General features: G+C 64.7%; 15 protein-coding genes and 1 tRNA gene. 6 read left to right on the top strand and 10 right to left on the bottom strand.

What is annotated here, in order from left to right; genetic code table 11:
* Positions 1-283: 283 nt before the first annotated feature.
* The 6 genes from SOQ14_RS00665 (at position 284) to SOQ14_RS00640 (ending at position 5498) form a co-directional block, all read left to right on the top strand.
* Positions 284-1207, top strand: coding sequence for an ABC transporter ATP-binding protein (locus tag SOQ14_RS00665; RefSeq protein WP_322895833.1), 924 nt, complete (start codon positions 284-286; stop codon positions 1205-1207).
* Complete coding sequence (locus tag SOQ14_RS00660) at positions 1204-1962, top strand: ABC transporter permease (RefSeq protein ID WP_322895831.1); 759 nt, start codon at positions 1204-1206, stop codon at positions 1960-1962. The genes SOQ14_RS00665 and SOQ14_RS00660 overlap by 4 nt, the downstream gene beginning before the upstream one ends.
* Before the next feature lie 40 nt (positions 1963-2002).
* Positions 2003-3067 carry a sensor histidine kinase gene (locus SOQ14_RS00655; protein WP_322895829.1) on the top strand — a complete coding sequence of 355 codons (1065 nt, stop codon included), beginning with the start codon at positions 2003-2005 and terminating at the stop codon, positions 3065-3067.
* Positions 3064-3669: a response regulator gene (locus SOQ14_RS00650; protein WP_322895827.1), complete on the top strand. Its 606-nt coding sequence runs from the start codon at positions 3064-3066 to the stop codon at positions 3667-3669. Before SOQ14_RS00655 ends, SOQ14_RS00650 begins: the two co-directional genes overlap by 4 nt.
* A gap of 98 nt (positions 3670-3767) precedes the next feature.
* The gene (locus tag SOQ14_RS00645; protein ID WP_322895825.1) at positions 3768-4775 is read left to right on the top strand and encodes an acyl-CoA thioester hydrolase/BAAT C-terminal domain-containing protein; all 1008 of its coding nucleotides are present in this window, start codon (positions 3768-3770) and stop codon (positions 4773-4775) included.
* A 360-nt stretch (positions 4776-5135) separates the two neighbouring features.
* On the top strand, positions 5136-5498 hold the full coding sequence (locus SOQ14_RS00640) for a bleomycin resistance protein (protein WP_322895823.1): 363 nt from the start codon (positions 5136-5138) through the stop codon (positions 5496-5498).
* Between the two features lie 243 nt (positions 5499-5741).
* Here the strand turns inward: SOQ14_RS00640 and SOQ14_RS00635 are convergent, their stop codons facing one another.
* The 10 genes from SOQ14_RS00635 to SOQ14_RS00590 form a co-directional block, all read right to left on the bottom strand.
* Positions 5742-6521 (bottom strand): helix-turn-helix domain-containing protein, encoded by a 780-nt coding sequence (locus tag SOQ14_RS00635; RefSeq protein ID WP_322895821.1) that lies wholly within the window; start codon positions 6519-6521, stop codon positions 5742-5744.
* 1 nt (position 6522) lies between these two features.
* On the bottom strand, positions 6523-6741 hold the full coding sequence (locus tag SOQ14_RS00630; protein WP_322895819.1) for a hypothetical protein: 219 nt from the start codon (positions 6739-6741) through the stop codon (positions 6523-6525).
* The gene (locus tag SOQ14_RS00625; protein WP_322895817.1) at positions 6738-6953 is read right to left on the bottom strand and encodes a hypothetical protein; all 216 of its coding nucleotides are present in this window, start codon (positions 6951-6953) and stop codon (positions 6738-6740) included. Before SOQ14_RS00625 ends, SOQ14_RS00630 begins: the two co-directional genes overlap by 4 nt.
* Positions 6950-7138: a MerR family transcriptional regulator gene (locus tag SOQ14_RS00620; RefSeq protein ID WP_322895815.1), complete on the bottom strand. Its 189-nt coding sequence runs from the start codon at positions 7136-7138 to the stop codon at positions 6950-6952. Before SOQ14_RS00620 ends, SOQ14_RS00625 begins: the two co-directional genes overlap by 4 nt.
* 80 nt (positions 7139-7218) lie before the next feature.
* Entirely contained in the window at positions 7219-7887 is a 669-nt protein-coding gene (locus SOQ14_RS00615) for a hypothetical protein (protein WP_322895813.1), read from the bottom strand.
* Between the two features lie 267 nt (positions 7888-8154).
* The gene (locus SOQ14_RS00610) at positions 8155-9390 is read right to left on the bottom strand and encodes a tyrosine-type recombinase/integrase (protein ID WP_322895811.1); all 1236 of its coding nucleotides are present in this window, start codon (positions 9388-9390) and stop codon (positions 8155-8157) included.
* A 166-nt stretch (positions 9391-9556) separates the two neighbouring features.
* A tRNA-Thr gene (locus SOQ14_RS00605) sits at positions 9557-9632 on the bottom strand.
* A 106-nt stretch (positions 9633-9738) separates the two neighbouring features.
* On the bottom strand, positions 9739-10608 hold the full coding sequence (locus SOQ14_RS00600; RefSeq protein ID WP_322895809.1) for a hypothetical protein: 870 nt from the start codon (positions 10606-10608) through the stop codon (positions 9739-9741).
* Entirely contained in the window at positions 10605-11924 is a 1320-nt protein-coding gene (locus SOQ14_RS00595; protein ID WP_322895807.1) for a replication-associated recombination protein A, read from the bottom strand. The genes SOQ14_RS00600 and SOQ14_RS00595 overlap by 4 nt, the downstream gene beginning before the upstream one ends.
* Before the next feature lie 3 nt (positions 11925-11927).
* On the bottom strand, positions 11928-13124 hold the full coding sequence (locus SOQ14_RS00590) for a glycosyltransferase family 4 protein (protein ID WP_322895805.1): 1197 nt from the start codon (positions 13122-13124) through the stop codon (positions 11928-11930).
* Positions 13125-13215: the final 91 nt, after the last annotated feature.

Genomic DNA, 13215 nt, shown 5'->3' with positions numbered 1-13215 from the left:
AGAGAAAAACAGATCAGCCGTTGACGGGTCACTTCAGCAAACCACCCACGATTAGTCGGCCGCGGCCACGCCGCACTGCCCCGAAACCTGTCAGGCAGCTTCAACCATGTTCTCGCCAGAAGCAGAAATTCTGAAAGCGACCCCGTAGCGGTCATGCGCACTTCCGCCGCGCTTGCCATATCTGCGCCGGGGGTGACATGTGTCATGTCGCTGCGCTGACGCCGGGCACTGCTGTGCCATGCGACAGCGGGCTAGATCGGGCTCCACAGTCAGGAGAACGATCATGCTGTCCAACCATTCTTCGACCATCGCCGCACTTGAAGGCGCGACCAAGGCTTACGGCGCGCACCGCGTGCTTGAAGGTTTCGACTTCGCGCTTGAGGCCGGAACGGTCACCGCGCTGCTTGGTCCCAATGGCGCGGGCAAGTCCACTGTTGCGGGGCTGCTGACCGGTCGCTTGCGGGCCGACGCAGGCACGGTCAACCTGTTCGGCCGCGACCCGTCCGACCAGTTGGCCCGGGCGCGCATGGGGATCATGCTGCAGGCGGGCGGCTTGCCCGAAACGCTGACCGTGGCCGAGGCGGTCGATCTGCACGCGGGCTATTTCGCCCGCCGTCTGCCGACCGCCGCGGTGCTCGAACAGGCGGGGCTCACCGCGCTGGCAAGCCGTCGCTGTGACCAGCTGTCGGGCGGCGAGGCGCGTAAGGTGCAGTTCGCAATGGCGATTGCCGGGTCGCCCGATCTCCTGGTGCTGGACGAACCGACTACCGGCTTCGACCCCGAATCCCGCCGCGCGATGTGGGATGTGGTCAGGGCCAAGGCCGATGCGGGCACCGCCGTGCTGCTCGCGACGCACCACATGGACGAGGCCGAGGCGCTGGCTGACCGGATCGTGGTGATTGCGGGTGGCCGCATCATTGCCGATGACGCTCCGGCAGCGATCAAGGCGCAGGTCGCGGCGACTGTAATCCGGCTGCGCACGCGCCTGCCTGCCGACCGCTTCCGTGCTCTGCCCGGCGTGGCCAAGGTGGAGACTGTGGGCGCGGACCTGTCGGTGCTGACCACCGCGCCCCGCGCCAGCCTTGAGGCCGCTTTCGCAATCGACCCGGCGCTCCAGCACTTTGAAGTCACCGGGGCGAGCCTTGAAGATGCCCTTGCCAATCTTGTTCAGTCCAACCGCACCACCGCCCTGAAGGAGGCCGCATGATGACCACCGCCCTGATCGCCCCTGCACCCGCCGTGTATGCCCGTGAAAGCTGGGCCGAGATCGTCAAGTCGGCGCGGATGCCGCAGTTCATCATTCCCACCATCGCCCTGCCGCCCGCCTTCTACGCCCTGTTCGCGCTTGCGATGGGGCAGGGCAGCGCGGAAGGTGCAACCCGCGCGCTGGCGACCTTCGGCGTGTTTGCGGTGATGGGCCCGGCGCTGTTTGGCTTCGGCGCGAACATTGCTGCCGAGCGCGAGAGCGGGCAGCTGGAGCTGAAGCGCCTCTCGCCCATGCCCGCAGGCGCGCAGATCGCCGCCAAACTTGCCGCCACCACGGCGTTCAGCATGGTCGCCTTTGTGCTGCTCTACACGCTGGGGATTGCGGGCGGCGTTGCGCTGACGCCAGCGCAATGGGTGATGCTCGCAGGGGTGCACACGCTGGCGATCATTCCCTTTGCGCTGATCGGACTTGGCATCGGTTACAGGCTTGGCCAGAAAGGCGCGATTGCCATTGCCAACATCGTGTTTCTGGCAATGGCCGTGCTGGGGGGGCTGTGGATGCCGATTGCTGTCTTGCCTGAGGCCATGCAGACCATCGCCTGGGCGCTGCCATCCTATCATCTGGGTGAAATGGCGCTGATGGCGGCGGGCCAGCGCGAGGCGGCGAACCTGTGGCTCCACGCCGGGCCGCTGACGCTGATCACGATTGCCGCCGCCGTGTTCGCTCGGACGGGCGAGCGGGCGCAGGCGCGGTAACATGACGCAAGGCCAGCACAGCGCGCAGGCCGCAGGCAGGATGACGCGATGGGAAGCCATCGATCATCCGGCCATCTGGCTTGCCTATCTGCCGCTGTTCTTCATCCCGTGGTTCATCAAGCTGCCGAGCCCTGCGCAGATGGTCTGGGCTGGGATCGGACTGGCGGTGTTTCTCGGGGTGTATTTCCTGTCATTGAAAGCGGCAGGGTGGCGCCTGATCGCTCTGGCGGTTGCCGCGCTGCTCTTGTCCTTCGCGCTGGCGTTCACGAACAGCAACTGGACGGTGATTGCGGTCTATGCCGCCGCGATGATCGCCGAACTGCGCCCGGCCTGGCGCGCAAGCCTTGGGGTGGGCGTCTTTGCAGTGGCCAGCGCCGGGCTGGCACTGGCGACCGGGCAGCCCGCCATTTACTGGGTGCTGGGGGTGTTCCTGATGGTGATGGTCGGCATCGGCAACATCTCGCGCGCGGCGTTGCAGGACAAGAATCGCGAACTCGCTGCCGCGCAGGGCGAAGTCCGCCAGTTCGCAGCCGCCGCCGAGCGCGAGCGGATCGGGCGCGATCTGCACGATTTGCTCGGCCGCACGCTGACCCTGATCGCGATCAAGGCCGATCTTGCCGCGCGCCTAGCCGACACCGCCCCTGATAAGGCGACCGCTGAAATGCGCGACGTTGCCGCCGCCGCGCGCGAAGGGCTGGCCGAAGTGCGCGCCGCCGTCAGCGGCATGACCGGCGCGAGCCTCGCGCGCGAGATTGCCGGTTCCAAGACCGCGCTCGCCGCCGCCGGCATCGCCTGCGAGGTCGAAGGCGATGCCGAAGCCATCGACCCGGGCACCAGCGCGGTGCTCGCGATGGCGCTGCGCGAGGCGGTGACCAATGTGATCCGCCATTCGGGCGCGCGCACCTGCCGCATCGCGCTGATCCAGCAGTCGGGAGGCCTCGAACTCAAGGTCACCGATGATGGCGATGGGCAGGCGGTGCGTCCCGGCGGGGGGCTCGCTGGCCTCACCTCGCGCCTCACGGCAGCAGGGGGCGAACTGGCCATCGAGGGGGATACACGTGGCACACGGCTGACCGCGCGTGTGCCGCAAGGGGCGCTCGCATGATCCGCATCGTGATCGCCGAAGATCAGGCATTGGTGCTGGGCGCGCTGGCGACGTTGCTTGGCCTTGAAGGCGATATCGAGATCATCGCTCGCGCCGGTGACGGTGCCGCCGCGCTCGATGCGGTGCGAGAGCATAAGCCCGATATCCTCCTATCCGACATTGAGATGCCGCAGATGACCGGCCTTGATGTGGCAGAGGCGATTGCCCGCGAGGGGTTGGCGGCGCGGGTGCTGATCGTTACCACCTTCGGCCGTGCGGGATACCTGCGGCGCGCGATGGATGCGGGCGTGCGCGGCTACCTGCTCAAGGATACGCCTGCCGATGCCCTTGCCGCTGCGATCCGCAAGGTGGCCGCAGGGGGCCGCGCGATTGCACCGGAACTGGCCGAACTCGCCTGGGACGCGCCTGCCAATCCGCTCACGGAACGCGAACGCGATGTGCTGCGGCTCGCCGATGAAGGCCGCTCAAACAAGGAAATCGCGCGCCAGCTCGATCTCTCTCCCGGCACGGTGCGCAATTATCTCTCCGAAGCCTCGGCCAAGCTGTTCGCCGCGAGCCGGATCGAAGCGGGGCGCATCGCGCGTGAAAAAGGGTGGCTGTGACCGGCGCCATGACGCTTGTCACCCCGCCGCGCTGACACCTTGCACTGCCGCCGCCGCCGCATATGCGGCACTTCCTCAGGCAACAAGGGAGGTTGCCGATGAGATGGAAGAACGCAGTAATGGTGACAGTGGGAATTGCGGCCTTGCTGGGCGGGGCGGCGCTGTTCAAAGGGCTGGCGCCGGATCGCTACGGCCTGCCAGAGATCGATGTGCTTGCCCCGGGTGCGACCGGCAAGCGGATCGCGCAGGGGGAGCTTTTCGGCAACTACTTCCCCGCGCAAGGCCCGGATGCCGGCCTTGGCCCGCACCCGGCGGTGCTGCTGCTCGGCGGATCGGAAGGCGGGCTGGGCGGCGGCGCGCACCAGATGGCGCTGGCGCTGCAAAAGGAGGGGTTTGCCGTTTTCCACCTCGCCTATTTCGGCGCGCCGGGCCAGACCGATGCGCTTGAGGGGATCCGGCTCGAACTGTTCGACAAGGGGCTCGATTGGCTGAAGACGCAGCCCGGTATCGATCCAGCGCGGATTGCGGTGATGGGCGCATCCAAGGGCGCAGAGGCTGCGCTGCTGGTCGCCGCGCGCCGCCCCGATCTGACCGCTGTGGTCGCCGGAATGCCGACCAGCGTTGCCTGGAACGGGGTCAACTGGGCCAGCGGCGGGCAGAGTGAACGCGCTTCCTGGACCGCAAACGGCAAGGACGTGCCGACCATGCCATTCGGGGACTGGGATCAGGCCGATGGCATCATCAGCGTCTATCGCACGATCATGGACCCGGCCCGTCAGGCCGAAGCGGAGCGCGCCGCGATCCCAATCGAACGCGGCCGGGCCGAAGTGCTGCTGGTGTGCGGCGAGGCGGAAACCATGTGGCCCGCCTGCCCGATGTCGCGTGAGGTCGCCGCGCGCAGCAAGGCCCGCTCCGGCCCGCCTGTCACTGTGCTTTCCTACAAGGATGCCGGCCATTTCGTGTTCGGCCCGCCGATCGCGCGTGACCACCGTTTCTACCCGCGGCTCGGAGAATATGGCGGCAGCGTGGAAGGCAATGCCGCTGCGCGGGCCGACAGCTGGCCGCGGGTCATCGCTTTTCTCAGGCGCGCTTTGGTGGACACCTGAACGCCTTCGGAAAGGCTGATCATTTTCGAGGCATGCCCGCGTCGGATCAATCAAAGCGGCCATTCGCCTATCCACCCAAACCCGGTCATGAGCAGGGTCGATGCGCCATCCCGAAACCGGCATGGCGGCTTCTGGCGAACCAAGACATTGAGTGCTGCGGCCGGGAGCGACCGCCTCTGGGTCGGGAGCCGTCACTGCTAATCTCGGGCCGCAAATGGCGGCTTTGCCCCGCTTTCGGAAAATTGCTGCCGTTCAGTAAGCGACCCCGTTTGCGACATTTCAGCTTAATTGTGTAGCTGAAGATTGCCGTCGCAGACCGACAATGGCAACATCGCCTCGCCATAAGAGGAGTGTAGCGCTTTGGACCACGCCACGCCGAATCTTCCGTCGCGAGACTTCACTGCAACTGCTGAATTCTATGCTCGCTTCGGGTTCACAGAGAGCTGGCGCGACGGCAATTGGATGATTCTCAAGCGAGCTGGACTAACCCTTGAGTTTTTCCCTCATCCAGAACTTGATCCGGCAAAAAGCTGGTTCAGCTGCTGCTTGCGCTTGGATGATGTGCAGTCATTTTTCGACGAGGTCCTTCGCTCTGGTGTGCCAGAAAAGACGGCAGGCTGGCCGCGCCTGCATCGCCCAACCACCGAGGAATGGGGCGGCAAAGTCGGCGCGCTAGTCGACCCAGACGGGACTCTCCTGCGCTTAGTGCAGGAGCCAGATTGATTATTTGGCTGCTTGAGTTGCCTTGGCGAAATCAGCCATTCGCCTTTCCACCCAGTTCCAGCCATGAGCGTGGCCAATCCGCGATCCTGAAAGCTGCATGACGGCTTCCGGCAGAATCAGACATTGCCGTTGATGCTCGGGAATGACGTGGTCTGGTTCGGAAGCCGTAACTGCTCAGAACCGACCGCGGATGGGGATGGGGCCGGGCCGCGCGATGACGGCCGAGGTTTCGGGGCGGGGCGATCATGCTTTGACCGCTCGCCGAAGGGACTCGACGTAGGCGACCGGCAGGCCACCGCCTGATTTGAACTTGCTGAGGGTGCCACCGGGACACTCGATGCGCATTGCGAGCCGCGATTGCTCGCCGGGTTCGCTGCGATCCAGGTGAGCGATAAAGGCCAGCCGCAAATCGGGCAATTCCGGGCGATCAGGAAAGGCAGGCTGTTTCCATGCCCCGTTTGCATGTCCCGCCTTCGCTCCCCTGTGGTTAATATTATGTGTTGCAATTCTTGCCGAGGTGGAAACATCGCAATTCTGCGACTTTCCTGTTTCCTTGGATGCAAAATTTGCCTCCGAGAAGGGGTTTGTTTCCAATCGGTCGGAAGAAACTGCATCCGCGCTCGGAAGAAACTGCATCCGCGTTTTTCCATCGGGCCGCCATTTTTCGAAGTCACGGGTCGGCCCCATCTTGCCCTCAGGCCAGGCCGCCCAAGTGTATCGCCAGAGGCTCGCATGTTGCACCTTCCGGTTGAATGAGCCTTTCTGTGTGCAGCGGATGAAGCCCTTTTCCTGAAGCTCTTGGAGCGCCGTCCATGCGGTGCGAACGGACAGGCCGGTATCGTCGGCCGCGCGCCGAGCAGAATAGGCGATGGCCCCATTCCGGGTTCCGTTGTCGAGGCGGACAAGGGACATCAGCACCTTCAGCGCATTCCCGCTGAGGTGACGGAAAGCCTCACTGTCTATGACGCTGTGATAGAGCCGGACATGGTGCGGCTCCTTCTTGCGCCGCCATTTGTCCGCCATGTCATTCCGCCCCGCCTTCGGCGGTCGCGATCAGGTCGACGAGCAACAGGCCGCGCTGCTCGGCAAGCTCAGCGGCGAAGGCCCGGCCCTCGGCGACACTGGGAAAGAACCTGCCCCGCTCACGATTAGGTGCAGCGGTGCGCGTGGTCACCAGCACGTTGGGCTCAGGCAAGGCGGGCTCGATCAGCACTGGGCTGTTGATGCGGCTGGGGGCGCTCACAGCGTTTCCACCCGGTCACAAATCGGCCAACCCTCGACGCCTTTGAGTCCCTCGGCAAACACCCGTGGAGCGCCATGATCGCGGAAACTGCGCGGCTGGTGCGTGATAGTTGCGGGCTCGACGCTCACAAGAAAGCGGCGCCAAACATCGCGGCTGACGACGATGCGGGACCGGCTTTGCTGCTCGCAGGGCGTAGCGGCGGCGCTCATCATTCGCCACCCGCAAGAAGGCGCTCGACCTCTTCATCGGTGATGATGCGGCTCCCGCCGATCATGCGCGACCTGATTTTTCCGGCCTTGATCATTTCGGCGATCTTGGTCTTACCCCAAGGAAGGACCTCGGGAAGCTCGCTGGCCCGGTAAGCACGCCGGGAAAGGCGGCGTCTGTCGATACTCATTGAAACGCTCCGTTTCCGATTGAACCGAAGCGAAAATGATTGAAGTCACGTCCCGAAAAAATGGGACATGAAAATGGGACTTATGAGCCGCTCGACTTGGGCCGACCAGGCCCTCGCGCTAATCCGTGCGCTGCCTCTACAAAGGAGACTTTCTCGAACTGGAGGCTGTCAGGGTTGAAACGATAGAGAGGCTCATCATCGATGTGCTTCTTGAAGCGTGCGATCGACTTTCGGACCTTATTGTGAGCCCTTTCGCGAGCGTCCTCATCAGTGAGGTCAGTGCTGCTAACAAGCTTGCCATAGTTCCAAATGAACGTGGCAATCCAAGTCTTTGCATCGTCATCGTGGGCGACTTCGTCGTTGGTATCGATGAAAAGATCCGCAGCCAACATTGCTGCCAACATGCGATCGCCCTTCCCGTCAAAGAGCGGCAATCGATAGTTGTTTTGATACAGAACTGAGGCGACCAGCGCACGCCTCTCGCCCCTTGGGATCTTGCGCGCCGGCCGAGCCATCGATCCGGACATGCGTTCGCACAAGTCACTCCGCAGCCTTTTGGCATCTGCCGAGGCGCCAGCGACTTCCAAGACTTCGAGCAGGCGGCCATGGGCAGAAAGATAGGCATTGAGTTGGTCGAAAGACTTCTCGTTACCCGGGAACTCATCCGGGATGGCAGCGAGTGTCTCTCGAATCCCGTCAAGCGCGCTGAGCAGCTCTTCAGGGCAACGCTGTTTTTCCGCTTTATTCACAGATCCGCTTCCCTTCGCGGCTCCCAAGGAAATGGCGGGGCAACGGGTGGGATTCCCGTGTTCGGCTGGCCGGCCTAGCCCCGCCAAGATGATCACCCCGAGGGGGCAAAAACGCAAGAATCAGTCTCCCCCTGACCCTGACTCGCGGTAGGGGTTACGCTCCTTTCGACTCCTTTTGCGCGTGACGGCGGTGGGGACCCGGCCCAGTCTCGCACTCGGGGGAAACAGGTAATCATCGGCCTCGCACTCAGAGCGAGAAGAAATCAATTATGCAGCGCCCTTGCCAGTGAAGGGCAGCACCTTGCCGCCATCGCGCAGGGCGTCGAGGTGGTCAGACCACCACTGCGCCATTGCGACCCGCTCAGTCCAATGCTGGCCTCGATGGTAAGCTGCGCGCACTTGATCTTTGTCGCCATGAGCGAGGGCGCGCTCAATTGCGTCGGCGCTCCACCGCCCTGACTCGTTCAAGAGGGTCGCAGCGGTCGAGCGGAAGCCGTGTGCGGTCACGGTGTCCTTGGAATAGCCGAGCCGCCGCAGGGCCGCGTTGAGGGTGTTTTCGCTGATAGGGCGGGCAGGGGTGCGCACGCTGGGGAAGACATAACGGTCCTCAGGGTCGGCGATGGCGCGGGCCTCGCTGAGGATGGCCACAGCCTGCTTCGAAAGCGGCACGGCATGCGCGCGGCGCATCTTCATTTTGTCGGCTGGGATGGTCCACACGGCCGCCTCAAGATCGATTTCGGCCCATTCGGCACGCCTCAGCTCGCCGGGGCGCTGAAACACGTGGGGAGCGAGCCGCAGAGCATGGAGCGTCGATGCGTTGCCGCGATAGCCTTCGATCGCCCGCAACAGCCCGCCCAACTCGATCGGGTCGAGGATGGCGGCATAGTGCTTCACCTTGGGCGCCACCAACGCGCCCTTCAGGTCGCGGCTGGGGTCTGAGGTTAGGCGAGCCGTGGCGACAGCATAGCGCAGAACGCTACCGATGAATTGCAGGCCTCGCCTAGCGCTCTCAAGTTTGCCGCGCGCTTCGATCTTGCGGACAGCAGCGAGAATGTCGGGCGGCAAGATTTCGCTCACTGGAATGCGGCCGAGACTCGGCTTCAGTTCCGACAGCATCCACTGATTCTTGGACTTCGTGCTCGGCGACCATGGCCTGTCCCCGTCGCGGCTGCGCTTGTCGATGTATTCAAGGGCGACCGCCTCGAAGGTGTTTTCGTAACTCACCAGCGCGCGGGCTTTGCGGCGCTGCTTTTCCAGCGACGGATCTTTGCCATCCGCGATCAGTTGGCGGGCATGGTCGCGGGCCTTCCTTGCATCGGCGAGGCTGACCTCGGGATAGGTGCCAAGCCCGAGCTTTTTCTCGCGTCCTGCGATGCGATACTTCAGCCGCCACAGCTTGCCCCCAGTTGGCTGCACCAGGAGGAACAGCCCCAGCGAATCCCCCATCTTGTAGGGCTTAGCGCGGGGCTTGGCGGTGCGGCATTCCAGATCCGTAAGCGGCATATTGGGGGCCTTTTTTGCGCCACCTCGAAAGTGGCCCCCTTATCTGGCCCCCATATGCATCGGCTGTCAATGGTGCGATGCGGATTGATCCGAACGAGCAAGGCCAGCGGAAACAGCGGTTTCTATAGGGCTTTCGGGTGAAATCGGATTAGTTCGGTGGGGGAGGTGGTGCCGGCTGCAGGGATCGAACCCGCGGCCCCCTGATTACAAATCAGGTGCTCTACCATCTGAGCTAAGCCGGCATCGCGATAGGCCAGAGCGCCACTTAGGCGAAAGCTTTCCCGCCCTCAAGTAGCGAAGCGATAGGGCGAGAAAAACGCCCTCAAGTAGCGAAGCGATATAGCCGCATCACAGCGCCCCGAAGGTCCAGCCCTCGGTGCGCGCGATTTCGGGCGTAAGGCCCTGTGGCTGCCAGCGCGCGGCATCGCCATGAACGCGGCGCAGCCATGCCGCGGTCAGCAGGGCATCGGCGGAGTGATCGTCAATCGCGCCGCTCCCCTCAGCTGGGGGAGCACCGAGCACCGCGAGCGCTGCGTTGAGATCATCCATGTGCCGCATCTTGGCGCGCCCGGCCCTGCGGCCGGCCTCGATCGCGGCGAGCGAGGTGTAGATTTCGCACAACACCGCGCCTTGTGCGGGCAGGGGATCGATCGGCCACACCGCCAGCCGGTCTGCCAGCCGGTTGAGTACCCGCATGCCGGTAAGGCTCGATTTGCCGACTTGGGCTGCGCCCACCAGATTGAAATTCGAATAAGGGGACAGCCCCATGCGCGCCTGCGCCTGTTCGGTGACGCGCAGGCGCCCGCGTCCGCCGCCGAAGCGTGCGCCCTCGCGCCCGCCGTGACGGCGGAAATAGGCGGCGATCTCGGGGTGGTCGACAAAACTCCCTGCACCAAGATGCGGGTCATCGGCGCAGATCTCATCAATCAACGCCCACAGCCTGCGCGCATCTGCCGGGCTGTGCGCCCAGCCGGGGAGAAAGGCGTCGTGATCGGCAAAGGGCAGGCTGATCCCCAGATCGACCCCGATCAGCGCAGCTTCGCTGCCAAGGTCGGCCAGCACGCTGAGCGCCTCGGGCCGCGACCATCCGCCGCGCGGCGGGGTGAGCAATTCGGGCGGTCCGCCGCCAATCTCGGCCAGCGCCAAGGCGATGCCCTTGTGCCGCTCGCCCGCCGCGCCCGACCAGTCAACCGCAAGAAAATGGGTGAAGCGGCTCAACCCTCGCGCTCCGCACGCAGCTTGGCCCAATAATCGAGGCGCTTTTGCACCTCGCGCTCGAAACCGCGCGCGACGGGCTCGTAGAAGGTCTGCGGCGTCATGCCTTCGGGCCAGTAATCCGCGCCGGAAAAGCCATCGGGCGCGGCGTGATCATAGGCATAGCCCGCGCCATAGCCGATCTCCTTCATCAGCTTGGTGGGGGCATTCAGGATGTGCACGGGCGGGGCGAGGCTGCCGGTCTCCTTCGCGGCCTGCCAGGCGGCTTTCTGGGCGGCATAGGCCGCATTGGATTTGGGCGCCGTCGCGCAATAGAGACAGGCCTGCACGATCGCGAGTTCGCCTTCGGGGCTGCCGAGGAACTGATAGGCGTCCTTGGCAGCGAGACACTGGGTGAGCGCTTGCGGGTCGGCAAGGCCGATATCCTCGCTGGCAAAGCGCACCAGCCGCCGCAGCACGAACAGCGGCTCCTCCCCCGCCACCAGCATGCGCGCAAGGTAGTAAAGGGCCGCTTGCGGATCGCTGCCGCGCAAGCTTTTGTGGAGCGCCGAAATCAGGTTGTAATGTCCGTCGCGGTCCTTGTCGTAGACCGCGACACGGCGTTGCAGGAACGCACCGAGCGCGGCCGGATCAAGCGGCGCGGCGAGCTTTGCCGCGTAGAGCGTTTCGGCCTGCCCGAGCAGGAACCGCCCGTCGCCATCCGCGCCCGCGATCAGCGCCGTCCGCGCTTGCGGGGTAAGCGGGAGCGGGCCTTCAAGCGCTTCGGCGCGGGTCAGCAGCGCGGCAAGGGCCGCGTCGTCGAGCCGGTTGAGCACCAGCACCTGTGCGCGGCTGAGCAAGGCAGCGTTGAGCGCGAAGCTCGGGTTCTCGGTGGTGGCACCCACCAGCGTGACCACGCCGCGTTCGACGAAAGGGAGAAAACCATCCTGCTGGGCGCGGTTGAAGCGGTGGATCTCGTCCACGAACAGCAATGTCCGGATCCCTGCGCCAGCCAGCTTTTCGGCTTCGGCAAAGGCGGCTTTGAGGTCAGCCACGCCCGAAAACACTGCGCTGATCGCGGCAAAGCGCATGCCGACCGCATCAGCGAGCAGGCGCGCGATGCTGGTCTTGCCCGTGCCGGGCGGCCCCCACAGGATCATGCTGGCCAGCTTGCCCGCCGCCACCATCCGCCCGATCGCCCCGTCAGGCCCGGTGAGATGCTCCTGCCCGACCACCTCGGCGAGACTCGCGGGGCGCAGCCTATCAGCCAGCGGTGCATCCTCGGCCACCTGCGTCTGGGGCGGGCGCGCGGGTTCATCGGCGGCAAACAGGTCGGGCATGGCCTATCCCGCCGCGATGGCTTCGCGGGTTTGCAGGGCGCGGCGTTCCGCGATGAGAGTGATGTAGTAATCGGCGACCGCGCGGTTGATGGCAGCCCAGCTATAGTCGCGTGCGCGGGTTTCGCCTGCGGCGCCATGCGCCCTGCGCAGCGCCGGATCGCGGCAATAGCTGGCGAGTGCTTCGGCGCAGGCGACCACATCGGCCGACTGGCCTTGCAGCGGCACCAGCCGCCCCGTCACGCCATCGTGCACCAGACTTGCCGAGCCCGTCGCCCCCGCCGCCACAACCGGCAGGGCGCAGGCCATCGCTTCGAGCGTGACATTGCCGAAAGCCTCGGTCACCGAAGGATTGAAAAAGATATCCCCGCTCGCCAGTGCCGCGCCGAGCGCTTCGCCGGTCTTGAAGCCGGCAAAGATCCCGCCGGGCAGGTTGCTGGCAAACCATTCGCGCGCCGGGCCATCGCCGATCACCAGCACCTTGTGCGGCACTTGCCGCTTGCGCAGCTGGACAATGGTTTCGGCAAAGACATCGAGCCCCTTTTCCATCACCAGCCGGCCGAGGAAGACAATCGCCGCATCATCATCCGCCAGCCCCATGCTGCGGCGCCATTCCCAGTCGCGCCGCTCGGGCGAGAAGGTGGTGCGATCCACCCCGCGCGACCAGGTGCCGATGCGATCATGCATCTGCATCGCCAGCAATTCGTCGATAGTGCTTTGCGAGGGCGCCACCAGCATGTCGCAGCGGTTGTAGAACCGCTTGAGCATGCGTTCGATAAAGGGCTCGATAAAACCGAGGCCATAGTAACGCGGATAGGTTTCGAAGCGCGTGTGCACCGAGGCAAGCACCGGTATGTCGCGATCTTGCGCCCATCTGAGCGCGGCATGGGCCGCGGGATCGGGCGAGGAGAGGTGGAGGATATTGGGGGCAAAGCGCTCCAGATCGCGTTTCACTGCTGCGCCGAGTCCCGTCGCAACCCGATATTCGCCGCGCCCCTTCATCGGGATCGCGAAACTTGGCAGGCTAACGAGGTCACCGGTCGGCTCGAAGGCCGGTTCAGGCACGGTCGGCGAATAGACGCGCACCGCTGCGCCGAGATCCAGCATCGAGCCCACCAGCCGGTTGAGCGCCTGATTGGCCCCGTCGCGGGTGTAGTTGTAGTTGCCGCTGAACAGGGCAATGCGAAGGTCGGAAGGCTGCATGGTTCCCGCCGATTAATGCCTTTGGCGGGATTTGGCGAGGGGGCCAAACACGCTGCGCGGGGCAGGGCGAAACGTGCAACAAAATGTCGCG

The organism is Erythrobacter epiphyticus (genome assembly GCF_034653295.1).
Lineage (GTDB): Bacteria > Pseudomonadota > Alphaproteobacteria > Sphingomonadales > Sphingomonadaceae > Erythrobacter.
This window is presented reverse-complemented; position numbering and strand designations above follow the sequence as displayed.